Source organism: Pigmentiphaga aceris (genome assembly GCF_008119665.1).
Lineage (GTDB): Bacteria > Pseudomonadota > Gammaproteobacteria > Burkholderiales > Burkholderiaceae_B > Pigmentiphaga > Pigmentiphaga aceris.
This window is the reverse complement of sequence record NZ_CP043046.1, coordinates 5,774,617-5,798,094: the sequence shown is the minus strand read 5'-3', so window position 1 is coordinate 5,798,094 and position 23,478 is coordinate 5,774,617. Positions and strand designations below refer to the sequence as shown.

Annotated in this window: 19 protein-coding genes; 15 read left to right on the top strand and 4 right to left on the bottom strand. The window is 61.4% G+C overall.

All coding sequences use genetic code 11. The annotated features are described in order from the left end of the window. Positions 1–48 precede the first annotated feature (48 nt). From FXN63_RS24930 to FXN63_RS24905, 6 genes are all read left to right on the top strand, one after another. Entirely contained in the window at positions 49–1,302 is a 1,254-nt protein-coding gene (locus tag FXN63_RS24930; RefSeq protein WP_246164966.1) for a fumarylacetoacetate hydrolase family protein, read from the top strand. Positions 1,303–1,356: 54 nt separating this feature from the next. Then, positions 1,357–1,893, top strand: coding sequence for a TRAP transporter small permease (locus FXN63_RS24925; RefSeq protein WP_148818198.1), 537 nt, complete (start codon positions 1,357–1,359; stop codon positions 1,891–1,893). Next, the gene (locus FXN63_RS24920; protein ID WP_148818197.1) at positions 1,890–3,167 is read left to right on the top strand and encodes a TRAP transporter large permease; all 1,278 of its coding nucleotides are present in this window, start codon (positions 1,890–1,892) and stop codon (positions 3,165–3,167) included. Before FXN63_RS24925 ends, FXN63_RS24920 begins: the two co-directional genes overlap by 4 nt. Before the next feature lie 98 nt (positions 3,168–3,265). Then, positions 3,266–4,270: a TRAP transporter substrate-binding protein gene (locus FXN63_RS24915; RefSeq protein ID WP_148818196.1), complete on the top strand. Its 1,005-nt coding sequence runs from the start codon at positions 3,266–3,268 to the stop codon at positions 4,268–4,270. A gap of 279 nt (positions 4,271–4,549) precedes the next feature. Continuing rightward, positions 4,550–5,095: a hypothetical protein gene (locus tag FXN63_RS24910; protein ID WP_148818195.1), complete on the top strand. Its 546-nt coding sequence runs from the start codon at positions 4,550–4,552 to the stop codon at positions 5,093–5,095. Then, positions 5,092–5,466, top strand: a complete 375-nt coding sequence (locus tag FXN63_RS24905; protein ID WP_148818194.1) for a hypothetical protein — start codon at positions 5,092–5,094, stop codon at positions 5,464–5,466. Before FXN63_RS24910 ends, FXN63_RS24905 begins: the two co-directional genes overlap by 4 nt. A gap of 35 nt (positions 5,467–5,501) precedes the next feature. Here the strand turns inward: FXN63_RS24905 and FXN63_RS26840 are convergent, their stop codons facing one another. The 4 genes from FXN63_RS26840 to yihA all read right to left on the bottom strand — a co-directional run bounded on the left by FXN63_RS26840 (position 5,502) and on the right by yihA (position 9,681). Beyond that, complete coding sequence (locus FXN63_RS26840) at positions 5,502–6,593, bottom strand: DUF6708 domain-containing protein (protein WP_222863969.1); 1,092 nt, start codon at positions 6,591–6,593, stop codon at positions 5,502–5,504. A gap of 16 nt (positions 6,594–6,609) precedes the next feature. Next, on the bottom strand, positions 6,610–7,872 hold the full coding sequence (locus tag FXN63_RS24895; protein WP_148818193.1) for a magnesium transporter CorA family protein: 1,263 nt from the start codon (positions 7,870–7,872) through the stop codon (positions 6,610–6,612). A gap of 14 nt (positions 7,873–7,886) precedes the next feature. Then, complete coding sequence (gene hemB / locus FXN63_RS24890; RefSeq protein ID WP_148818192.1) at positions 7,887–8,903, bottom strand: porphobilinogen synthase; 1,017 nt, start codon at positions 8,901–8,903, stop codon at positions 7,887–7,889. 154 nt (positions 8,904–9,057) lie between these two features. After that, positions 9,058–9,681 carry a ribosome biogenesis GTP-binding protein YihA/YsxC gene (gene yihA, locus FXN63_RS24885; RefSeq protein ID WP_148819809.1) on the bottom strand — a complete coding sequence of 208 codons (624 nt, stop codon included), beginning with the start codon at positions 9,679–9,681 and terminating at the stop codon, positions 9,058–9,060. 296 nt (positions 9,682–9,977) lie between these two features. Between yihA and FXN63_RS24880 the strand changes: the two genes are divergently transcribed. From FXN63_RS24880 to FXN63_RS24840, 9 genes are all read left to right on the top strand, one after another. After that, on the top strand, positions 9,978–10,682 hold the full coding sequence (locus FXN63_RS24880) for a c-type cytochrome (protein ID WP_148818191.1): 705 nt from the start codon (positions 9,978–9,980) through the stop codon (positions 10,680–10,682). A gap of 194 nt (positions 10,683–10,876) precedes the next feature. Next, positions 10,877–12,949: a cytochrome c biogenesis protein ResB gene (locus tag FXN63_RS24875; protein WP_148818190.1), complete on the top strand. Its 2,073-nt coding sequence runs from the start codon at positions 10,877–10,879 to the stop codon at positions 12,947–12,949. A 117-nt stretch (positions 12,950–13,066) separates the two neighbouring features. Next, on the top strand, positions 13,067–14,353 hold the full coding sequence (gene ccsB / locus FXN63_RS24870) for a c-type cytochrome biogenesis protein CcsB (RefSeq protein WP_148818189.1): 1,287 nt from the start codon (positions 13,067–13,069) through the stop codon (positions 14,351–14,353). A 196-nt stretch (positions 14,354–14,549) separates the two neighbouring features. Then, a complete protein-coding gene (msrP, locus tag FXN63_RS24865) occupies positions 14,550–15,506 on the top strand; it encodes a protein-methionine-sulfoxide reductase catalytic subunit MsrP (RefSeq protein WP_148818188.1) in 957 nt (318 codons plus the stop codon). A gap of 219 nt (positions 15,507–15,725) precedes the next feature. Beyond that, positions 15,726–16,349 (top strand): protein-methionine-sulfoxide reductase heme-binding subunit MsrQ, encoded by a 624-nt coding sequence (locus FXN63_RS24860; protein WP_148819807.1) that lies wholly within the window; start codon positions 15,726–15,728, stop codon positions 16,347–16,349. Between the two features lie 1,484 nt (positions 16,350–17,833). Next, a complete protein-coding gene (locus FXN63_RS24855; protein ID WP_148818187.1) occupies positions 17,834–19,255 on the top strand; it encodes an FAD-binding oxidoreductase in 1,422 nt (473 codons plus the stop codon). A gap of 160 nt (positions 19,256–19,415) precedes the next feature. After that, entirely contained in the window at positions 19,416–20,501 is a 1,086-nt protein-coding gene (locus FXN63_RS24850) for an ABC transporter substrate-binding protein (protein WP_148818186.1), read from the top strand. Between the two features lie 68 nt (positions 20,502–20,569). Beyond that, the gene (locus tag FXN63_RS24845; RefSeq protein ID WP_148818185.1) at positions 20,570–21,661 is read left to right on the top strand and encodes an ABC transporter ATP-binding protein; all 1,092 of its coding nucleotides are present in this window, start codon (positions 20,570–20,572) and stop codon (positions 21,659–21,661) included. Positions 21,662–21,725: 64 nt separating this feature from the next. Beyond that, a complete protein-coding gene (locus FXN63_RS24840; protein WP_425468751.1) occupies positions 21,726–23,444 on the top strand; it encodes an ABC transporter permease subunit in 1,719 nt (572 codons plus the stop codon). Positions 23,445–23,478: the final 34 nt, after the last annotated feature.

Sequence of the window (23,478 nt, the reverse complement as noted above, 5' to 3'; positions counted from 1 at the left end):
GCGTATCGACAGATACGTGCAAACGAATACACCACAGGAGATGGCGTCATGCCACAAAGCACCACCCCGCAATCGGCCACGACGCATGCCGATGCCGCCGGCCGTACCGCTGGTATTTTCCGCGATGACATCGCCAACCTGACTGCGGCCGATATCCTGCCCCAGGACGCCGCACAGGCGCGCCTGCTGGGCCGTGTGTGGTCTGACGCCGCCGGTGGCCCGTGCCCGGTGCTGGTGGCCGGCGACCGGGTCTATGACCTGTCCGCGCTGTCGCCGACCTTGTCGGGCGTGATCGAACGCAGCGACCTGGCCGCGCGGGTGGCAACGCCGTCGGAACACCCGGACATCGGTTCGGTCGATGACTACCTGAGCGGTCGCAGCGGTACCTTGTTGCCGCCCGCCGACCTGCAGGCCGTCAAGGCCGCTGGCGTGACCTTTGCCGACAGCATGCTGGAACGCGTGATCGAAGAGCAGGCCAAGGGCGATCCAACGCGTGCGCTGGATGTGCGCAAGCAGTTGGCCCCGGTGCTGGGCGACAACCTGCGTGGCATCGAGGCCGGTTCGGCCAAAGCTGCCGAGGTCAAGCGTCTGTTGCAGGACCTGGGCCTGTGGTCGCAATACCTGGAAGTGGGCATTGGTCCCGACGCCGAGATCTTCACCAAGTCGCAGCCCATGTCGTCGGTGGGCGTGGGTGCCCGTGTCGGCATCCACCCCATGTCGCAGTGGAACAACCCCGAGCCGGAAGTGGTGCTGTCGGTCCGTTCCGACGGCCAGATCGTGGGTGCCACGCTAGGCAATGATGTGAACCTGCGCGACGTTGAAGGCCGCTCGGCCCTGCTGCTGGGCAAGGCCAAGGACAACAACGCGTCCTGCTCGATCGGTCCGTTCATCCGACTGTTCGATGCGAACTTCACCATCGAACAGCTCAAGCAGGTCGAAGTCTCGCTGTCGGTGGTTGGCACCGACGGTTTCGAGATGACGGGTGTCAGCCCCATGGCCGCCATCAGCCGCTCGCCGGAAAGCCTGGCGGGCCAGCTGCTGAACCGCAATCACCAATACCCCGACGGCGCGCTGCTGTTCCTGGGCACCATGTTCGCACCGGTGAAAGACCGGCGCGGGGTGGGGCAAGGCTTCACGCACGAGATCGGTGACCGGGTCGAGATCAGCTCGCCCTTGCTGGGCCGTCTGGTCAATGTGGTGGATCGTTCGGACGCCTGCCCGCCTTGGCAGTTCGGCCTGAGCGCCTTGTTCCAGAACCTGGCCAAACGCGGCGCGTTCAGCAGCTCGTCTGCGAACGCCTGAGTCAACCCCGTGGCGGGCCTTGGGCCCGCATTCGAGAACAAGGAGTGAGCATTCATGCAAGCTGCCATCAATTTGTTCTACCGCGTGCTGGAGGGGCTGATCGTTGTCGCGCTCGCCGGCATGGTGGTGATGGTCTTCGGCAATGTGGTGTTGCGTTACGGATTCAACAGCGGCATTGCGGTCTCTGAAGAACTCGCACGGTTCTTCTTCGTGTGGCTGAGTTTCATCGGTGCCGTGATCGCCTTTCGTGAGTATTCGCACCTGGGCATCGAGACCTTCGTGCAACGCCTGTCGCGCAGGGGCCGCCTGATCTGCATGGGCATCAGCAACGTCATCGTGGCGGGTTGCGCAGCGGTGTTCTTCTGGGGCACCTGGCAACAGCTCGACATCAACATCAGCATGGCGGCACCGGTTACCGGACTGTCGATGGGCTGGGTCTATGGCGTGGGGCTGTTCAGCGGCGGCGGTATCTGCCTGATCGCGATTGAACGTGTCATCCGTGTCATCACGGGTCGCACGACGGAAGAAGAAATCTCTGCCTTCTGCGGTGAAGGCGAAGCTGCCGCCATGATGCGGGAGGGCACCCAATGACGCTGCTCGTCTTTATCACGTCCCTGCTGGGGGCCATGGCGATTGGCGTGCCGGTGGCGTTTGCGCTGATGTTCTGCGGTGTGGTCCTGATGGGCTACATGGACATGTTCAACACGCAGATCGTTGCGCAGAACATGATCAAGGGTGCCGACACCTTCACGCTGCTGGCGATTCCGTTCTTCCTGCTCGCAGGCGAACTGATGAACTCGGGCGGTCTGTCCAAGCGCATCATCGACTTCGCCCTGGCATGTGTGGGTCACATCCGTGGTGGCCTGGGCATCGTGGCCATTCTGGCTGCGGTGATCATGGCCAGTCTGTCGGGTTCGGCGGCTGCCGATACCGCTGCGCTTGCGTCCATTCTGATCCCGATGATGGCGCGTGCCGGCTACAACGTGCCGCGTGCGGCCGGCCTGATGGCCGCTGGCGGCATCATCGCGCCGGTGTTGCCGCCGTCGCTGGCCTTCATCATCTTCGGCGTGGCCGCCAACGTATCGATCAGCAAGCTGTTCATGGCCGGCATCGCACCCGGCCTGATGATGGCGGTGGCACTGTTGGTGGCCTGGTACTGGGTGATCCGCACATCCAACATCCAGCCCCTGCCGCGTCAGAGCATGAAGGCACGTCTGAAGGCCACGGGCAACGCTGCCTGGGCGCTGGGCATGCCGGTGATCATTCTGGGCGGTATCCGCATGGGTGTAGTCACGCCGACGGAAGCCGCTGTGGTGGCCGCCATGTACGCGCTGCTGGTGGGCATGTTCGTGTACCGCGAACTGACCGTAAAGAGTCTGTACGGCGTGTTGCTGCGTGCTGCCAAGACCACCGCCGTGGTGATGTTCCTGGTGTCTGCTGCGCTGGTATCGGCATGGCTGATCACCGCCGCCAACATCCCGGCAGAACTCGGCGAGATGATCGAACCGCTGATCGAGCGTCCGAAGCTGCTGATGCTGGCAATCATGGTGCTGGTGCTGATCGTGGGCACGGCGCTGGACCTGGCACCGACCATCCTGATCCTGACCCCGGTGCTGATGCCCATCATCATCAAGGCAGGCATCGACCCAGTGTACTTCGGTGTGCTGTTCATCATGAACAACTGCATCGGGTTGCTGACGCCGCCGGTGGGCGTGGTGCTGAACGTGGTCAGCGGCGTGGCCAAGATTCCGCTGGGCAAGGTGACGGTTGGGGTATGGCCGTTCCTCTTGTCGCAAGTGGTCGTGCTGTTCCTGCTGGTTGCGTTCCCGGAGCTGGTTCTGGTGCCGCTGAAGTGGCTGTATTGATCTGACCGTATTGCATTGACTGTATTGCTCTGATCTACCGCGCCCTGCAGGGGCAGGGCGCACTCTTTCCATACCTATAAAAGATCACGGAGATACCCATGAAAAAGACCCTACTCGCAAGCATGGTCGCGCTGCTCGGCATGAGCGTCGCGATGTCCGCCAACGCGGAATTCAAGACCCGCAACATCCGCCTGTCCAACGGCCTGGCTCAGACCCACCCAGTGGGCAATGGTGTGAAAACATTCGACGCCTGCGTGCAGGAAAAGTCCGGCGGCAAGATGAAGATCACCGCCTTCTGGAGCAGCGCGCTGGGCGATGACCTGCAGGCCACACAAGCCCTGCGTTCCGGCGTGCAGGAAGCGGTGATCACCTCGTCCTCGCCGCTGGTGGGCCTGGTACCAGCGCTGGGTGTGTTCGATCTGCCCTTCCTGTTCGCCAACGAAAAAGAAGCCGACGCGGTGGTGGACGGCGACTTCGGCAAGTTCATCAATGAAAAGCTCGACGCAGTCGGACTGGTGAATCTGGCCTACTGGGAAAACGGCTTCCGCAACCTGAGCAATTCCAAGAAGCCGGTGGCGAAGTGGGAAGACTTCGACGGCATGAAGATCCGGGTGATGCAGAACAACATCTTCCTGGACACCTTCAAGAACATGGGCGCGAACGCCACGCCCATGGCCTTCGGTGAAATCTTCTCGGGCCTGGAAACCAAGGCCATCGACGCGCAGGAAAATCCCTTCGTGACGATCGACACGTCGAAGTTCTACGAAGTGCAGAAGTACATCTCGGTCACCAACCACGCCTACACGCCATTCCTGGTGCTGTTCTCCAAGCCCATCTGGAACACCTACAGCGCGGAAGAAAAAGCTGCGTTGAGCGAGTGCGCCGTGAAGGGCCGTGACGAAGAGCGCAAGGTCATTCGTGCGTTGTCGCAGCAGTCGCTGGCCAAGATCAAGGCAGCTGGCCTGCAAGTCAACGAGATCTCGCCGGAAGAGCACAAGCGCATGCTGAGCAAGGCGCAAGTGGTATATGACAAACACAAGGCAACCATCGGCCCGGACGTGGTCGAACGTGTGCAGAAGACGCTGGCAGATCTGCGCAAGTAATTGGTCGCGGTGTGGCTCGACGTGTGTCGATGGCGTCGATGTGGCGTCGTCGTTGATCTAGACCGCGCAAGACCGTCCTGTGCACCCGCCACGGCAACCATGCATCAGCGTGAGGTGATGTTAGGTGACGAGACGGGCCTGCGCCTGGGGCTGAGTTCGGTGTTTCACCGAACTCAGCCCTTTTCGTTTCAGCTTGATCCAGTTGCTCCTGTCCGACAACGATTGGCTTACATGCCATGAGGTAAAACCTTGCCCTGACGATCACGACAGGAGCGTGCTGTGCCGAAGCAGGTCAAGTGGGCAGAAGATGATGTGTTGGTGGTGCAGGTGGATGCATCCCTGTTCACCCTGGCCCAGGTCAGAAAGAACTGCCTGATGGAATTTTTCGACGTGTTCCGATCCGTTGATGATTGGCACGACGTGGATCTGAACGACGAGAAAATTCTGTTCAGTCTTTTTGTCGCCGACAAGCCGTTGCGGCCCATGTTTGCGCGCCGTCTGGCAGCAGATGAAGTCACAAAGAATTCACGCCCCATCATCCGCAACATGCTGTCCTTCGAGTGGCTGGCCGAGAACACCTACACCGCCAATTTGATCGAGCTGACCGACCAGTATTCGAACATCGATGCGCGGGTCATCAAACGCCATTTGACCGTCGAAGACGACCTGGCACTCATCCAGTCTCACGATTTCTGCGGCATGGTTGGCGACCCCAAGAAACTGTTGAACCGACTGCGCTTCATTCATGCCACCGGTGTGAACTGGGACGAGCAGAAGAAGTTCATTTATCCGAAGCTGGAACGGCCCGCAGGGTTTCCGGCATGAGCATGATCTACACCTACGCAAACGCGCCTGCGTCCGCCGCAGACATCCAGGCGATGTGCGAGCAGCTAGGGCTTCCTGCTACGTGCTGGCTAGGCGGTTTCTGGGCTGCGCACAACGGCGCGATGCTCAATGACCTGGTGGTGATCTATGCCACTGACGACATTGCCGAGCGCAACCAGACCTATGACGTAGGCACCAGTTTCCCGGACCATGTATCGGTCGGCGATGACTCTGGCGGTCGGCTGATTCTGATGCCGAAGTCTGGCGCACCACGCTTCCATTTGCTCGATGCAGGCGATCCATTCATTGAAGATGCGGACGTTTTCGATTCGCTTGAAGCACTGGTTGCGTATGTGGTCAGCGAGGACTGAAAAACGGTGTGTGAGCAGCACTCAGGGCGCAGCACTCAGTCGATCTTCACCAGCTTCGATTCAAAGTACTTCGCGAAGTTGATGCCCTCTGCAAACGCAGCTTCAATCTTCACGCTTTCTTCCTTCAGCTCGGCACTGGGCTTGGCCCATTCCTCTGGCGGGATGGCCTGTGACCACGCCGCAATCGAATCGGGCATGGCCTTCATGCTGTAGCCGTGGTCCCACTCGGCCACCCAGTACGGGAAGCGCCACAGCGTGAACACGTGCGACACGTACCACCAGGCCACGCCCAGGGCGGAACGTTCCTTGTACAGGTATTCCTCGCGCATGTCTTCGCGCTCTTTGTCGAAGGTGTGCAGACCTTCATAGGGCGCAACGCCGGGTGCGAATTCGGGACCCTTTTCCATGTAGGTGCGGATGGATTCCCACTGCACCAAACCGTGCAATGGCGTCAGCGCACCGCGCAGCAGAAAGTGCACCTTGTCATTTTTTACATCATCGACGGCCATGCCGAAGGTGTAGCTGGTGACCGCGCCTACGCCGGTCTGGCCGCTGCTGACGGACACCCAGGCCACCATCTTTTCCCAGGGGCAGATCACCGGTTCGTCCGAGCCGTCGGGGAAGAAGCAGACTTCGCGCCGCTGGCGATGAAAGCGCAAGGGGCGCGTGCGCGCCTTGGCCAGGGTGGTGGTGACCACGGCCCAGATGCCGAGCAGCGTCGCCGCGCCGCCGCCCAACAGCGAGATCCACAGACCGAACAGGAACAGGTCGCTGAAGTAGTACCAGAAGGTTCTGCCGAACGGGTTGTAGAGTTCGCCGGCGATCCCCATGCCGACTGGCAAGACGACTTGCATGAGGAAGATCAGCGTCGTCGGCAGCATGACACACAGGCGGGCTTGAAACGACTTGGTCAGATTGGAGCTGCCGACATCCAGGTAGACGTCGTTGACCGCGACGAAACTGCCGCCCAGGTCGACCGGAATCTGCCCAGTGGGCACGGGAAGCGGTGACAGGAAGAAGGCTTCGCCGGTCGGGAATTTGCGTGTTTCTCCCGCCTGGGGCGGTCGGTTTTTCAGGTCGAATTCGGCGTCGTAGTCAGGGGTTGAAGCGTCTTTTTTTGAAGGCACAGTATTCGAATAGAAATTACGGCGATTTGGCCCGGCTTGCCGATGCCGCGCGGGTTCGGCTGGCTGCCCGGCTTTTCCCTGGCGCGGTCAGCGTGTGTGCGGCCCGATGTGCCGCTTTGCGCGCCAGCATCTGCGCCACCCGATACGGGCGCGATTCCAGGTAGCTTTTTGCCGAGAACGCCAGCCACATCAGCAGCGCAAGGGTCACCATGCTGCCCATGACCCACCAGAACGCGTGGTGGTCTTTCACCAGCGGCAGGTCCACGTTCATGCCGAAGATGCCGGTGATCAGGGTCAGCGGCATGAAGATCGCCGTGATGACCGTCAGTACGCGCATGATCTCGTTGGTGCGGTGCGCGGTCGCCGAGAAATGCAGTTGCACAGCCGATTCCACCGACGCTTCCATGCGCCGTGCGCTGTTCAGCACACGGGCGATGTGTTCCAGCACGTCGTTGATGTGCACCAGCAAGGCATCACGGCGCGGCCCATAGGCACGCACGCGGCCGCGATCGTCCTCGATGGTCTCGTTCGGGTCCAGCGCCACTTCACGCAGCTCTTGCAGCGCGTCGTACTGTTCTTCGCACAGGCTTTCCAGGCGACGCAGCCCGATGCGTGCTTCCAGCAGCGAGATCCAGTCGTTGAACTTGCGATTCGGGCGCAGCAGTTCGCGTTGCCAGTAGTCCAGCAACTGGGTCAGCGGCGCACGCAAGGCCAGGTAACGATCGACCATGGCGTTGATGATGCGCAGCATCAGGTCGCCTGGCCCGGCAGGCGGGCGGGTCAGTGCACCCAGGCCGCCGATGGCGCGGCTGCCTGAGCCGCCTGCGCGCTGGTCGGGCTTGCCCAGTTCGAACAGGCGCTGGCGCATCTCGTTGACCGACACGCTTTCGCCGTGTCGCACCGTGATCAGTGCATTGGGCAGCACGAAGAACGCTACCGGCCGGGTGGGCAGGCTTTCCTTGCCAAGCAGGGCCACCGGGTCGGAATGGATGAAGCTTTCGCCTACGTCTGGCGCATCGATGTACAGCTTGCGGAAGATGACCATCTCGTAGTCCGCCGTATTGTCGAAATACGACGGGTGCGTCGGGTTGGTCGCATCGCGCAGATGCAGGCCGTGCAGGTAGACGCCGGTCAGGCGGTGGATCTGTTCGCGCCACGCGGGCAGGTCGGTCAGGTCGTCCTGCGACGCGTCGATCCACAGAAAACCTTCGTGCGGCAGGCGCGAGGCCGGATCGAAGATTTCAACCGGCTGCTTGTCCGAGATCCACAGGATGTCCATGCCGGCCTCGATGCTTAGCGCGAATGTTGCAGCAGGCGTGCGGCGTCGAGCGCGAAGTAGGTCAGGATGCCGTCGGCACCGGCGCGCTTGAAGCCCAGCAGCGATTCCATCATGACCTTGTCGTGATCCAGCCAGCCGTTGATGGCAGCGGCCTTCAGCATCGCGTATTCACCGCTCACCTGGTAGGCGAAGGTCGGTACGTGGAAGGTGTCTTTCACGCGGCGCACCACGTCCAGGTAGGGCATGCCGGGCTTGACCATGACCATGTCGGCACCTTCTTCGAGGTCCAGCGCCACTTCGCGCAGAGCCTCTTCGATGTTGCCCGGGTCCATCTGGTAGGTGGCCTTGTCGGCCTTGCCCAGGTTGCCTGCTGAACCCACGGCGTCGCGGAACGGACCGTAGAAGGCGCTGGCGTACTTGGCCGAATAGGCCATGATGCGGGTGTGAATGTGCTCGGCCGATTCCAGGCCTTCGCGGATCGCGCCGATGCGGCCGTCCATCATGTCGCTGGGGGCAACGATGTCCACGCCGGCGTCGGCTTGCGCAATCGCTTGCTTGACCAGCAGGTCCACCGTCACGTCGTTGATGACGTAGCCGTTTTCGTCGATCACGCCGTCCTGGCCGTGCGAGGTGTAGGGGTCGAGCGCCACATCGGTCAGCACGCCCAGTTCCGGGAAGCGCTCCTTGATCGCGCGCACGGTGCGCGGCACCAGGCCATCCGGGTTGAAGGCTTCCGCGCCGTCGAGCGACTTCTGTGCGTTGTCGATCAGCGGGAACAAGGCCATGACCGGCACGCCCAGTTTCACGCATTCTTCAGCCACCGGCAGCAGCGTATCGATGGAATAGCGTTCCACGCCCGGCATCGAGCCCACGGGTTGGCGCTGGCCGCTGCCTTCGACGACGAACACCGGGTAGATCAGGTCGTCGGTGCGCAGGTTGTTCTCGCGCACCAGGCGGCGCGTGAAGGCATCGCGACGCAGGCGGCGCGGCCGTCCGTAGGGGTAGGCGGCGAAAGCTTTGTCCTGGCTCATGGTGATTCCTTGAATAAGCGGGAGGGCGCGCCAGACGACACGGCGGGAAAGCCGGGGGGCGCGGTCCGGGTGAAGGGCCGGTCACAGCGCAGATCCGGGAGCGAGCCAGTTCTGGTTCGATCCGGGGCTGGCGCGACGCGGCGCGAGGGCTGGGTCAGAGCGCGACTGCCGGCGAAATCCAGTTCTCGATGTACTCGCCGGTTTCTTCCAGTCCGATGCGGTCCGTCGACGAGAACGGGATGGTATGGAGTGACGCAATGGCTTCAAGTTCCTTGCGCACGGCAAACTGCGCCTTGATGCGCTGGCCGTACGGGAACTTGTCGGCCTTGGTCAGCAGCGCCAGCACGGGGCGGCCGGCCGGCACCAGGAAGTCGATCATGCGGCGATCGAGGTCTGTGACCCCACGGCGAATGTCGATCAGCAAGACCACGCCGACCAGCGAAGGCCGGGTGCGCAGATATCCGCCAAGCACGTCAGCCCAGGTATTTCGGTCGTCGCGGGCAACTGAAGCATATCCGTAGCCCGGCAGGTCAACCAGATAACCAATATCTTGATCTGGATCAAGTTTATCTGGCAAAGAAAACATGTTGATAAGGCGTGTTCGGCCCGGCGTTTTACTGGCAAAAGCCAGTCTGCGCTGTTGCGTCAAGACGTTGATCGCCGAGGACTTACCCGCATTGGAGCGGCCTACGAAGCAGACTTCCGGGGCGCCGGGGGGGGGGAGCTGATCAAGCCTGGCAGAGGACGTCAGGAAGGTCGCGCGATGAAGTAGGGACACGATGTGAGGGGGCAACAAACGCCCGGAAGGCAAAGGTGCCTATTGTATGATTAATGGTTTCCAGGCCTGTGTTCTTGGTGTTTGGGTCCCCGAGTGGATTTACCAAAGCGTGGATTTACCAACACGGTATTGTTGTTTTACGTGATTAGTGAATCACCCAGCTAGCAATACGGGAAAAAATCGACACACTGCGGTATTCGGTCTGTCATTTTGCTCCCTGCCTGCGATCACCCGGTGAGTGCCTGAAAGCGCTGTCCCAAGGGTCACGCCTGCCCACGGAGCTTATCGAGGTTTCCATGAAGCGTGTGCTGTCCCGGTTGCTCATTTCGAGCGCCATGATGTCTGGTGCGGTTGCTGGTTTGGCGCTTGGCGTGTTTGCATCGCCCGCCTTTGCGGCCGATGCGCCGCCTTCCATGCCCAAGGCAGACCCTGCGAAGGGTGAGCAGTTGTTCACCAACGGCGACGCCGCACGCAACATCGTGTCCTGTGCAAGCTGTCATGGCCCCGGCGGCAACAGTGCCGGTGCAGCCAATCCGAAGCTGGCCGGCCAGCATGCGGACTACCTGGCAAAAGAACTGCACAACTTCAAGTCCAAAGATGGCAAGGCACGTCCGGAACGCGTGAGCCCGGTGATGAATGCCCAGGCCCAGCCGCTGACTGAAGAAGAAATCCGCAATATCTCGGCCTACCTGTCGATGCAGACCATCAAGCCTGCGTTCGCCAAGAACAAGGAAACGGTCGAACTCGGTCAGAAGATCTACCGAGGCGGCATTGCTGCTAAGAACGTGCCGGCATGCGCCGCATGCCACAGCCCCAACGGTGCGGGTCTGCCCTCGCAATACCCGCGCATCGGTGGTCAGTATCCCGAGTACACGCAACTGCAGCTGGAACATTTCCGCAGTGGCGAGCGCAACAACAACCCCGCCATGACCGCGATTGCAGCGCGCATGTCGGACAAGGAAATCCAGGCAGTGGCTGACTACATTGCAGGCCTGCGCTGAACTATCGTGCGAGATGCCTGTCAGCTGACAGACGGGTGATGTCGGTTAGTATCGTCAAGATCTCGCATACCCCTACGCCTGGATTCACGGCGTGGGCATCGATTGAAAACCTGGGCCGTCCAGCGCGGCCCATGAAAAAAGGGGCGATTCGTGTCGCCCCTTTTTCACGTATGTAATTTACGTATGTCATCTTTATGAATGCTTCTTCTTCACCATCTTCCCCAAGCGGCTTTCGCCGTGGTCTGGATGATTTCGTCGACCTGATCGGGTCGATGCGTTTTGCGGTCAGCCTGCTGTCGTTCATCTGTATCGCGAGCGTCATCGGCACCGTGTTGCAGCAAGGCCAGGCTCCGTCGAATTACATCAACCAGTTCGGCCCGTTCTGGTACGAACTCTTCGACATGCTGCAGCTCTATCACGTGTACAACGCGTGGTGGTTCCTGGTGGTGATGAGCTTCCTGGTGATCTCGACCTCCATCTGCGTGGTGCGCAACGCACCGAAGATGGTGCGCGACATGCGGACCTTCCGCGAACACCTGCGCGAATCCAGTCTGAAGTCTTTCCCGCATCGTGCCGAATACTCGGCCACCGATGACGTGCCTTCGGTGGTGGAACGCCTGACGGCCTTGCTGCGCGCACGCGGCTACAAGTTCCGCACCCGCCAGGACGGCGACGCCGTGCTGATCGCCGCCAAGGCAGGTTCCAGCAACCGGCTGGGTTATATCTTTGCTCACCTGTCGATCGTGGTCATCTGTATTGGCGGTCTGCTCGACAGCGAGCTGCCGGTGCGCGCGCAGATCTGGGTAGGGGCAAAGGAGCCGGTGCGCGAGAACATGACGATTGCCGACGTACCGCCCACGGGTCGCCTGGCACCGGGCAATCCCAGTTTCCGCGCCAACATGCTGGTGTCTGAAGGCGGTGCCTCGCGCAACGCCATTGTGCTGATTGGCGACGGTGCGCTGGTGCAGCCGTTGCCGTTCACGCTGTCCTTGAAAAAGTTTGTGGTGGAGTACTACTCCACCGGCATGCCGCGCTCGTTTGCCAGTGAAGTCGAGGTCACCGACCCGGACACCGGCAAGACCTTTGCGCAGACCATCAAGGTCAACGAGCCGCTGCGCTACAAGGGCATGACGGTGTACCAGTCGAGCTTCAACGACGGCGGCAGCACGGTCAAGCTCAAGGGCTACCCCCTGCGCGGTGGGCGCGAATACACCTTCGACGTAGGCGGCAAGATCGGTGAGTCTACCCAGATCGATGCTGGCACTGCGGGCACGCCGCCGCTGAACCTGGAATTCAGCAATCTGCGTCCGATCAACGTCGAGAATTTCTCGGGCGAGATCGGCAATACGCCCAAAGCGTTCAGCGATCACGTGGCTTCGGTCGCGGGCAGTGCTGCGCGTCCCATCGACAAGAACCTGCGCAATGTCGGTCCCAGCGTCGAATACCGCATTCGGGATGCCAGCGGCCAGGCGCGCGAATTCCACAATTACATGCTGCCCATTACCTTGGATGGTGGGTCGGTCTTCCTGACCGGCATGCGCAGCACGCCGGACGAGGCGTATCGCTATCTGCGCATTCCCGCCGATGCCAAAGGCTCGATGGAAGAATTCATGGCCTTGCGCGCCGCGCTGGAAAACCCGGACATGCGCGGCCTGGCGGCACGTCGTTTTGCACTGGCCAACCGGCCTGCAGGTGCCGACGGTCTGTCGAGCCAGCTGGAATCGTCTGCGCGTCGTGCGCTCGACACCTTCGCCAATGGCGGCCTGCAGGCAGTTGCCCAGTTCCTGCAGCAAAACGTGGCTGCCGACGAACAACAGCGCGCGGCCGACGTGGTGATCAAGCTGCTGGGCAGCGCGCTGGCTGAATTGCGCAACGTGGCGCGCGAACAGATCGGGCTGCCGGCTGCGGGACCCGACGATGGCGGCTTCATGCAATTGTCGATCGCTGCCTTGTCCGACCTGTTCCTGTACCCGGCACCGGTGCTGCTATCGCTGGACGACTTCGAGCACGTGCAGGCCAGCGTGTTCCAGGTGAGCCGCACGCCGGGCAAGAACTCGGTCTACATCGGTTGCCTGATGCTGATCCTGGGTGTGTTTGCGATGTTCTATATCCGCGAACGCCGGGTCTGGATCTGGGTCAAGCCCGAGGCAGCGGGTACGCATGCCGCCATGGCGATGTCGTCAGCGCGGCGTACACTGGATTTCGAACGTGAATTTGAGCGTTTGCGCGAAGAAGTCGGCGTGCAGACGCAGAATTCCAGGGGATAAAACAGGATGGAAATAAGCACTCAGCCAGGGACCCCGTCGGGTTCCAATGCGGTTAGCAAGTCAGGTAACAACGCAGGTACCAAACCCGGCACTGACGCCGGCAATCGATTGCATGGCATGACCGACGTGGTCGCGGGCGGCCGCAAGCCCGACTGGACCGATGTGGTCTTCTTCCTGTTGCTCGCCTGTGGGGCGGCCTTTGCGCTGCACCGGGTCGGCGGCCACATGGACTACTACGACAAAGCGATCTTGTTCGGCACCGTGCCCGCGCTGGCATGGCTGGGCTGGTTGTGGCGTCCGCTGCGCAGCATGATGGTGGCGGTGGCCCTGTCCACCGGGATCGCCATTCTGGCCTACCAGGGATCGGCGGTTCGCGCCGAACAATCCTTCTTCCTGAAGTACCTGTTGTCCTCGCAATCCGCGATTCTGTGGATGTGCGCGACCTTCTGCATTGCGATGGCCTGCTATTGGCTTGGGCTGCTGGCGCGGTGGAAAACGGCGTCCTGGCTGGGCACGGCGTTTTCGTGGACGGCAGTGTTCTTCGGCACCACCGGCCTGCTGGTGCGCTGGCACGAAAGTTATCTGCTGGGCGCTGACGTTGGCCACATCCCGGTCAGCAATCTGTACGAAGTGATTGTGCTGTTCTGTCTGGTGACGGCGCTGTTCTACCTGTATTACGAACAGAAATACGGCACGCGCAGTCTGGGTGGGTTTGTCTCGCTGGTGATTACCGCTGCTGTGGCGTTCCTGCTGTGGTATTCGTTTGATCGTGGCGCGCATGAAATCCAGCCCCTGGTACCTGCTCTGCAAAGCTGGTGGATGAAGCTGCACGTGCCTGCCAATTTCATTGGTTACGGCACGTTCTCGCTGGCGGCCATGGTGGCCTTCGCCTACCTGGTGAAGATCAACGGCGACACCACATCGTGGAAGAAGCTGACACCGCTGTTCCTGCTCGGCGTGTTGCTTGCGGCCGAGCCACTGGTGTTCCGGGGCAGCCAGACCTCGGCCTATTGGATGATCTACTTCGGCATCTCTGCCGTGGCGATTGGTGCGATCCTGCTTGCACGCCGTCGTATCGCCGAGCACCTGCCCAGCCTGGAGGTGCTCGACGACATCATGTACAAGGCAATCGCCGTAGGCTTTGCCTTCTTCACGGTGGCCACCGTGCTGGGCGCACTGTGGGCGGCAGACGCCTGGGGTGCCTACTGGCAATGGGACCCGAAGGAAACCTGGGCGCTGATCGTCTGGTTGAATTACGCGGCCTGGCTGCACATGCGGCTGATGAAAGGCCTGCGTGGCGCGGCGTCTGCCTACTGGGCACTGGTGGGCCTGCTGATCACCGGCTTCGCGTTCCTGGGCGTGAACATGTTCCTGTCCGGCCTGCATTCCTACGGTGAACTTTAAGCTCGATGTCAGGCCAGTTGTGGCGTTGTGTAAGGCTTTCCGGGGCCTGTAACCACGCGCTGGCAGGGAACCGCATCTGCGCGGTATTGTCCGACGTATATCTCCTGGCCTGTCCCCGATCAAACACGTGGGGCAGGTCCAGGATTGTCCATCGTCGGCCTTTTCATGCGAGGCGGCCGGCCCAGGAGTACCCCACATGCTTATCCGCCGTCCCGCCGACATCGTTCCCTCGGAAATCACGCCTGAACCGATCTACCTTGATCGCCGCAGGCTCTTGCAAGGCGCTGCGGCCCTTGGCTTGGGCAGCATTGGGGGGATGGCCTGGGCGCAGAGTGCCGGTGCCACCACCAAGCTGGTTGCCCCGCCGAACAACGCCTTCGCCATCATGGACAAGCTGACGCCCCGCAAGGACGTCACCACCTACAACAACTTCTACGAATTCGGCCTGGACAAAGGCGACCCCGCCGAGAACTCTGGCAAGTTCGTCACGCGTCCGTGGACGGTGTCGGTAGAAGGGGAGGTGGGCAAGCCACGCACCTTCGGCATCGAAGAGCTGTTGAAGCTGGCCCCGCTGGAAGAGCGCGTGTATCGCATGCGCTGTGTGGAAGGCTGGTCGATGGTGATCCCGTGGGTGGGCTACTCGATGGCTAACCTGATCAAGGCGGTCGAGCCCACCGGCAATGCCAAGTACGTGGAATTCATCACCGCTGCCGACCCGAAGACCATGCCGGGCCTGCGCAGCCGCGTGATCGAATGGCCGTACATCGAAGCGCTTCGCATCGACGAAGCCATGCACCCGCTGACGCTGCTGACGCTGGGCTTGTACGGCGAGACGCTGCCGAACCAGAACGGCGCGCCGGTGCGTTTGATCGTGCCATGGAAGTATGGGTTCAAATCCGGCAAGTCGATCGTCAAGATCCGTTTTGTCGAAAAGCAGCCCACCAGTGCGTGGATGAAGACCGCCCCGTCGGAATACGGTTTCTACGCCAACGTGAACCCGGATGTCCCGCATCCGCGCTGGAGCCAGGCTACCGAGCGACGCATCGGCGAAGACGGCCTGTTTGCGCCCAAGCGCAAGACCTTGAAGTTCAACGGTTATGGCGATCAGGTGGCATCGCTTTATCAGGGCATGGATCTGGTCAAGTTCTACTAAGCGTTGGTAGGAAACATGGCTGTGAATGATTCATCTGAGGCGACTGCGCGTGCGCTTGGGACGGGTGGAGGAAAGGGCGCGGCAGTGGAGAGTGGGTTGGCGCCGGGGCTAGTCCCTGGTTCAGTCTCGGGCTCGTCTGCGGACCCGGTCACCCGCGCGGGCGTTGTGTCACCTCGATCCGCGCCGGGTGCAAAAAAGCCGGCTGCCGCTGCTGGCAATGTGCCCGCGCAGCGTCTGTTCGGTTTGCCTTTGCGGGGCGCAAAAGTCCTGCTTTTCGTGTTGGGTTTGCTGCCCTTGTTGCGCTGGGTATGGCTGGGCTTCACTGACGGCTTCGGTGCCAATCCGACGCAGTTTCTGACACGGTCGTCGGGCACCTGGACTTTGGTCTGTCTGTTGATTGCGCTGGGTATCACGCCGTTGCGTCAGTTGACGAAACAAAACATGCTGGCGCGCGTGCGGCGTATGGCGGGCTTGTTCGCGTTTTTCTACGCCTTTTTGCATTTCACGACGTATATCTGGTTCGATCAGTTTTTCGATCTGCAAGCGACGGTGAAGGACATCATTGAGCGGCCGTTCATCTTGGTGGGATTTTCGGCGTTTGTGTTGTTGATTCCGCTGTCGGTGACGTCGACGCAGGGGTGGATGCGACGCTTGGGCAAGCGCTGGAGCTTGTTGCATCGCGCGGTGTACGTGATCGGTGTTCTGGCGATTGTTCATTACTGGTGGCACAAGGCGGGCAAGAACGATTTCCAGGAGGTGATTTGGTATGCGGCGGTGTTGGCTGCATTACTGGCCTGGAGGCTGCTCTGGCCTTACATCCAAGCGGGGAAGCGTGCTCGCTGAACGGGGTTTTGCTGGGACGGTGTTTTTGTTCTTCTGCCAGTCGCGGGTGGTGGGGCCGGCTCGTCTGCCCCGCTTGACTTAGGCGTCGGGTCTCCGCCCTCCACCTCGTCCAGAAGGGCAGCCAACCCGGCCCCACCACCCACGCCTTCAAAACGGCTTGGTTAAAAGCCAATCCCGCATTTGGGCGTTTGCCGTTCTGCTAGCTGCTTGGAGCTGGACACGGTTCTCGGCATTTGTTGGCCACCATTCTTAAACACCACGCGGCTGGCTTTCGGGACTGGCTGGCCAGGTCGCCACGAAGCGATTTCTCCGGCTTACGATTCGGTTGGTTCTTCAGCAGCCTTTTACGGCAGCGCCACTCAAGAATATTTGCGCGCCTGCTTGGTGGTGGGGTGACACCGAAGCGGGTGGCCGCCGCATCACAGCATGCAGAGAGCGGCCACGACGATCGTGACGCTGGCGGCTAATTGCATGAAAACGCTTGTGCTGCGCGTTGATCGAAGCGCCTGTCTTGCGGCAAGAGCAACACCACATAAGCGTCGGCAGCCTGGTGCTCAACTGCGGAGGCTCTTGTAAGCGCCCAGCATCATCAGCGTTCGCTATCACTTACCGCCGTCATCACCGCGTCGAACATCCATCACGCTTAGAACGCCCCTCCCCGCCCCGAACGTTCAATGCACAGCCCTTAAAGCGTCAACTTTCAGCGCCCCGCCTTTTCGTCGCATTACCTGGTGCGCGGCCACCCGCTTCCAAGTCACCCCACCACCAAGCAGAAGCGCAATTCTTCTTGCGTGGCGCTGCCCTGAAAGGCCCCTGATATACGGCCCGATGCGTGAGCCGCTGACTCGCTTCGTGGCGACCTGGGCAGCCAGTCCCGAAGGCCAGCCGCGTAGCGATCAAGAATGGTGGCCAACGCATGCCGAGAACCGTTCACAGCACCAAACAGTCAGAAGATCAGCACTCGCCCAAAGGCGGCATGCGCTTTTAACCAAACGTCTTTGAAGGCGTGGGTGGTGGGGCCGGCTCGGCTGCCCTTCTGGCCGACGTGGAGGGCGGGAGTCCCGACGCGAAAGTCCAGCGGGGCAGACGAGCCGGCCCCACCACCCGCGACTGGCAAAAGAACAAAAACACCTACCCGCAACCACTCCAACCGCAGCACACCATCCCAGCCAATAGCCACAAAAATCGCACCAATCCGAAGCCGCAAGCACCATCCAGCGCCAGCTTCAACGCAGCAGCACCATCAAGCCGGGCGGGGAGAGCATTCCCCTTCATAACCCCGCAACATCCAATCAAAACCCACGTATTCCCTCGTATCCAGCGCCTCGCATCGGCGGCATACTCACATCCCATTAACACGTATTAATCGCATATCAATTAATACGTTCTCTATAAGATTACTTGGCATAGGACTTGCATCGAAAAACCCAATCGCAAAAGACCGCGACCAGGTGAACCAAAACGGTGCAAACAAGGAACGCACGATGAACCTGCCCGACACCCTCAGCGCACTTCTCGGCCCCGATGCGGTCCTGCAAGGGCCTGGTGCCACGGTTGCGTACACAGAAGACTGGCGGGGCCGCTTCCGCGAAGAAGCCGCGTGCGTCGTGCTGCCGCGCACCGCCGCGCAAGTCGCCGACGTCGTGCGACTGTGCAGCGCGCAACGCGTGCCGGTGCTGCCCCAGGGCGGCAACACCAGCCTGAGCGGCGGGTCCGTGCCCTCGGCCACCGGCCAGCGCCCGGTCATCATCGGCCTGTCGCGCATGCGCAAGATCTTGAACGTCGACACTGCCAACAATTCCATGGAAGTCGAAGCTGGCTGCGTGCTGCAAACCGTGCAGGAAGCCGCGATTGCCGCCAACCGCCTGTACCCCGTCAGCCTGGGGGCCGAAGGCTCCAGCCAGATAGGCGGCACCATCGCCACCAACGCTGGTGGTACCAGCGTGCTGCGCTACGGCAACACGCGCGACAACGTGCTGGGCCTGGAAGTGGTGCTGCCCGACGGCACGCTGTGGGACGGTCGATACGCGCTGCGCAAGAACAACACGGGCTACGACCTCAAGCATTTGTTCATCGGAGCCGAAGGCACGCTGGGCATCATCACCAGCGCGGTGCTGAAGCTGCACCCGCTGCCCACCGCCTATGCGGTGGCATGGCTGGGCGTGGACAGCCCGGAAACCGTGCTGAACATCCTGGCGCTGTTCCAGGAAAGCTGCAGCGCGCAGATGTCGGCCTATGAAATGATCAATGCACAGCAACTCGACAACGTGTTGCAACACATGCCGGGACGCCGCAATCCGTTGACTGGCAAACACCCCTGGCATGTGCTGATCGAGCTGTCTGACACCGGCAGCGCCGAGGCGCTGGACACCCGCTTGCAGCAGGTGCTGGAGCAAGCCATGGCGCGCGAGTGGGTGCGCGATGCGGTAATCGCTGCCAACCATGCGCAGCGCGCCACGCTGTGGGAGCTGCGTCACAGCGTGTCGGAAGCGAACAAGAAAGAAGGCGTTGGCCTGACGACCGACTGCGCGGTGCCAGTCTCCAAAGTGGCCGAATTCATTGCGCGCGCCACGGCCGCCGTGCACAAGATCGTGCCCGACATGCCGGTGGCGGTCGTGGCCCACATGGGCGACGGCAACGCGCACTTCATCCCGTTCTTCAGCTTCGATCAGTGGGATGCGGTTGCCGACAAGACCGCCATGGCGCATCACGTGCGTCACGTGGTCAACGAGGTGTCGCACGAACTTGGCGGCACCTTCAGCGCCGAGCACGGCATTGGTCAGACGCTGATCGGCGAGATGGCGCACTACAAGCCTGCGGCCGAGCTGCAGCTGATGCATGCCGTCAAACGCGCGATCGATCCGCATGGTTTGTTCAACCCCGGACGTGTGCTGCCACCCGAATGATCCGCCGGTGGCCGCGATGCACGGCGCTGCGTTGCGGACCACCTGAAGACAACCAGCACCTTCATGCTGCGGCAAGCATGGGGTGCCATCTGCCAGTGCTGTTCGCCGCTGTGTATCGCTCGTCTCTCTGTCTGCCCCTACCACGACCCCAGGAGCCATCATGACGTCTTCGTTCAACGCCCCCATCTCGCGACGCAGTCTGCTGAAGGCGGCTGCCGCCGGCGCAACCGCGCTGATCGCGCCCGCCATCTGGACACCGTCGCGCGCCGCCACCAAGCGCATCGTCATCCGTGACGACGGTGGCATCTACAGCCAGGCCTACGCCAAGGCGTTCTACAAGCCCTTCACGGAAAAGACCGGCATTCAGGTCGTGCCGGTGCAGGCCAATGCGGAACCGACGGCGCAGATCAAGGGCATGGTCGAGACGGGCAACTACACCTGGGACATGGCCAAGATCAGCCAGCCCGCGATCCTGATCCTGACCAGCGGCGAGAAGCAGTATCTGCAAAAGCACGGCCTGGAATCGCAACCCGGCGTGGCCGACATTCCTGCCAAGTACATGTCGCCGTATGGCGTGGGCACCAACGTCTACACCACCGTGCTGGCCTATCGCAACGAGGCCTTCAAGGGCAAGAAAGCACCGCAGTCGTGGGCTGACTTCTGGAATGTGAACGACTTCCCGGGTCGTCGTTCGCTGCGCAAGCACCCGTTCGACACCATGGAAGAAGCGCTGATGGGCGCGGGCGTGCCCACCGACAAGGTCTACCCGATCGATCGTGATCGTGCGTTTGCCAGCCTGGACAAGATCAAGCCGAAGATCGACGTGTGGTGGAACTCGGGTGCGCAGGTCGAACAGATGCTGATGTCGGGCGAAGTCGACATGGTTGCCACCTGGGTGTCGCGTCCGCAGCAAGCCATGGGCAAGGGTGCCGACATTTCCATCGTCTGGAACCAGAACCTCTGGGGCGTGGACAACTGGTCGATTCTGGCCGGTACGCCCAACGCCGACGCTTGCCGAGAGTTCATCGTGTATGCCTCGGACCCGAAGCGCCAGGCCATTCAGGCCGAGTTCTATCCCGCTGGTTTCACGCATCCGGGTGCCTTGCAGTACGTCGATCCGGCCGTGGCCAAGAACAGCCCGACCAACCCCGACAACATGAAGAACGGCCTGCAGATCGATGCACGTTACTGGTTGGAAAACCAGGCGGCGGTGATCGAGCGTTTTAACGACTGGGTTCTGAAATAAGGCGCTGAAACACCGCGACCCCGCGCCTTGCCGGCGCACTTTCTTCGACCATTGATTTACGTGAGCACATGCCTTCTTCCAATCTGAAGATCTCCGGTCTGTCCAAGCGCTACGGCGATTTCGTGGCACTTGCACCTATCGACCTGGACGTCGCCCAAGGCGAATTCCTGACCTTGCTCGGACCGTCGGGCTCGGGCAAGACGACGCTGCTGAGCCTGATTGCAGGCCTGGCCCAGCCGGACCAGGGGCAGATGCTCATCAATGGTGCCGATGTGACCTATGTCGCGCCTTACGAGCGCGACATCGGGGTCGTGTTCCAGAACTACGCGCTGTTCCCCCACATGACGGTGGAAGAGAACATCGCGTTCCCATTGAAGATGCGCAATATCGCGCCGGAGCAGGCGCGCAAACAAGCACAGGAAGCGCTCGAACTGGTGCGCCTGCCGCACCTGGGCAAGCGTTTTCCGAAAGAGCTTTCCGGCGGCCAGCAGCAACGAATTGCACTGGCCCGCTGCATGGTCTATCGGCCGTCCATCATCCTGATGGACGAACCGCTGGGCGCGCTCGACAAGAAGCTGCGTGATCACATGCAGCTTGAGATCAAGCGCATTCACCGCGAGCTTGGCACCACCATCGTGTATGTCACGCACGATCAGGAGGAAGCGATGACCATGTCCGATCGCATCTGCCTGATGAATGGCGGACGCATCGAACAACTGGGCACGCCGGGGGACCTGTACTTCAACCCGCGCACCTTGTTCGTGGCCGACTTCCTGGGTGAGTCCAACCTGTTCGAAGCCACTATTTCCTCCGTCGGCGCAGACACCATCGGCGTGATGCTCGACCAGGGGCGCGTGCCTGCAAAGACCGCAGCCGATGGTCGTCCGCTGACCGTTGGCCAGAAGGTGCGCGTGATGGTGCGCCCGCAGAATCTGCACCTGTCGCGCACACCGTCCGTAGACATGCCCGGCCTGTCTGCGACGGTCGTCGACGTGATGATCACGGGCAGCTTGACCAAGCTTTATCTGAGCGCACCGTTTGCCGGTGACACGCCCATCACTGTTGCCTTGCCGACCTCGCGACAGGCAGATTCCTATCGTGTGGGCGACACCTTGTCACTGCATTGGCAACCTGCCGATGCAGTGGCGATTGCGGAGTAGGCGCATGAACGCCATTGTCAATCCGTCTGCGCGCGTGGCGCGTCGCACCACCTTCCGCAACGTGATGCTGGGCGCACCGCTGGTGGTGCTGCTGCTGTCTTTGCTGGTGTATCCGGTTGCCCAGCTGCTGTTGCTCAGCGTGCAGAAGGGCGGCGAGTTCAGCATGGCGTCCTACATGCAGCTGTTCTCGTCCTCGGTCTATCTGAATGTCTTGCTGATCACGCTGAAGATCGCGTTCTGGACCACCCTGTTTGCGGTGATCGCAGGCTATCCGGTGGCCTATCTGATTTCATCGTGGCCGCAGCAGAAGAAGGGCGGTCTGCTGTTCTGGGTGCTGCTGTCGTTCTGGAGCAGTTTCCTGGTGCGCGCGTTTGCGTGGATCGTGCTGCTGGGCCGCAATGGCGTGGTCAACCAGTTGTTGTTGGCGCTGGGCATTGTGGATGCGCCCATCACCATGCTCTACACCTTCGGCAGCACCATGGTGGGCATGGTGCATGCGCTGATGCCGCTGGCCGTGCTGACCATGTTGTCAGTCATGGAGAACATCGACCGCAGCCTGCCGCGTGCAGCACTCACCCTGGGTGCGCGTCCTGGCTCGGCGTTCTGGCGGGTGTATTTCCCGTTGTCGATGCCGGGTGTCGCGGCCGCATCCATCATGGTGTTCGTGACTGCGCTGGGCTTCTTCATCTTCCCGGCGCTGCTGGGTGGTCGTCGCGAAACCATGATCGCGCAGATCATCATCGTGCAGGTCGAGCAGACCCTGAACTGGGGCTTCGCCGGCGCAATCTCGGTCTTTCTGCTGATCGTAGTGGGGGCAGTGTTTGCGGTGTATGACCGCGTGCTGGGACTGTCGTCGATCACCGGCACGGTGGCCGATGATCGTGGACCGCGTGCGCGCAGCCGCTGGGCAGTGGCCTTGAGCGAAGGCGTACTGAACGTGCTGGCCAAGGTATCCGATGGCTTGGCATCCTTGCTGCCGAAGCGTCGCCGTGGCCGTCGTGAACCTGGTCAGTCGCGTGGCCTGCTGATGGTGGTGCTGGCGATTCTGGCCTTCCTGAGCCTGCCCACCATCCTGATGATTCCGCTGTCGTTTGCCGGGTCGTCGGGTTTGAACTGGCCGCCGCGCGGCTTCTCGTTCCTGTGGTACCAGCAGGTGCTGGAATCGCCGCTGTGGATGCAGGCGCTGACACGCTCCTTGATCGTGGGCATCGGGTCTGGACTGCTGGCCATGTTCATCGGTACGCCCGCCGCATTCCTGCTGGTGCGCGCCAAGATGCGTGGCAAGTCTTTGATGCTGGCCTTTGTGCTGTCGCCCATCATCGTGCCGCGCATGATCATCGCAGTCGGCATGTTCTACATGTTCTCGAAGGTAGGGCTGGCCGGTACCACGCTGGGCCTGACGCTTGGCCACACGGTGATCGCCGTGCCCTATGTCGTGATGACCATGATGGCCGTGCTGCGCAACTACGACACGCGCCTGGACCTGGCTGCACAAAGCCTGGGTGCACGACCCAGTCAGGTGCTGCGTCACGTCACCTTCCCGATTCTGATTGCAGGTTTGCTGTCGTCCTTCCTGTTTGCGTTCGCCACGTCCTTCGATGAGTTGACGATTTCCTTGTTCGCCTCGGGCGGCTTGAATGCGACCCTGCCCAAGCAGTTCTGGGATGAAGTGAACCTGCAGATTTCGCCTGTGATTGCCGCGGTATCGACCTGCCTGTTCGTGTTTGTGGCGGCTTTGATCTGGACGGCGGATCGTCTGCGTCGTCGCAGTGCTGCGCAATGAAAGGAATCCGCGCCATGAATGGCACCACGACTTA

Bases quoted from the DNA above. Each gene is read 5' to 3' on its own strand.
- FXN63_RS24880 (WP_148818191.1), top strand. From the start codon at position 9,978: ATGAAGCGTGTGCTGTCCCGGTTGCTCATTTCGAGCGCCATGATGTCT.
- FXN63_RS24905 (WP_148818194.1), top strand. From the start codon at position 5,092: ATGAGCATGATCTACACCTACGCAAACGCGCCTGCGTCCGCCGCAGAC.
- ccsB (WP_148818189.1), top strand. From the start codon at position 13,067: ATGACCGACGTGGTCGCGGGCGGCCGCAAGCCCGACTGGACCGATGTG.
- FXN63_RS24840 (WP_425468751.1), top strand. From the start codon at position 21,726: ATGCTGGGCGCACCGCTGGTGGTGCTGCTGCTGTCTTTGCTGGTGTAT.
- msrP (WP_148818188.1), top strand. From the start codon at position 14,550: ATGCTTATCCGCCGTCCCGCCGACATCGTTCCCTCGGAAATCACGCCT.
- FXN63_RS24930 (WP_246164966.1), top strand. From the start codon at position 49: ATGCCACAAAGCACCACCCCGCAATCGGCCACGACGCATGCCGATGCC.
- hemB (WP_148818192.1), bottom strand. From the start codon at position 8,903: ATGAGCCAGGACAAAGCTTTCGCCGCCTACCCCTACGGACGGCCGCGC.
- FXN63_RS24855 (WP_148818187.1), top strand. From the start codon at position 17,834: ATGAACCTGCCCGACACCCTCAGCGCACTTCTCGGCCCCGATGCGGTC.
- FXN63_RS24875 (WP_148818190.1), top strand. From the start codon at position 10,877: ATGAATGCTTCTTCTTCACCATCTTCCCCAAGCGGCTTTCGCCGTGGT.
- FXN63_RS24895 (WP_148818193.1), bottom strand. From the start codon at position 7,872: ATGGACATCCTGTGGATCTCGGACAAGCAGCCGGTTGAAATCTTCGAT.
- FXN63_RS24925 (WP_148818198.1), top strand. From the start codon at position 1,357: ATGCAAGCTGCCATCAATTTGTTCTACCGCGTGCTGGAGGGGCTGATC.
- FXN63_RS24845 (WP_148818185.1), top strand. From the start codon at position 20,570: ATGCCTTCTTCCAATCTGAAGATCTCCGGTCTGTCCAAGCGCTACGGC.
- FXN63_RS24850 (WP_148818186.1), top strand. From the start codon at position 19,416: ATGACGTCTTCGTTCAACGCCCCCATCTCGCGACGCAGTCTGCTGAAG.
- FXN63_RS24920 (WP_148818197.1), top strand. From the start codon at position 1,890: ATGACGCTGCTCGTCTTTATCACGTCCCTGCTGGGGGCCATGGCGATT.
- FXN63_RS24915 (WP_148818196.1), top strand. From the start codon at position 3,266: ATGAAAAAGACCCTACTCGCAAGCATGGTCGCGCTGCTCGGCATGAGC.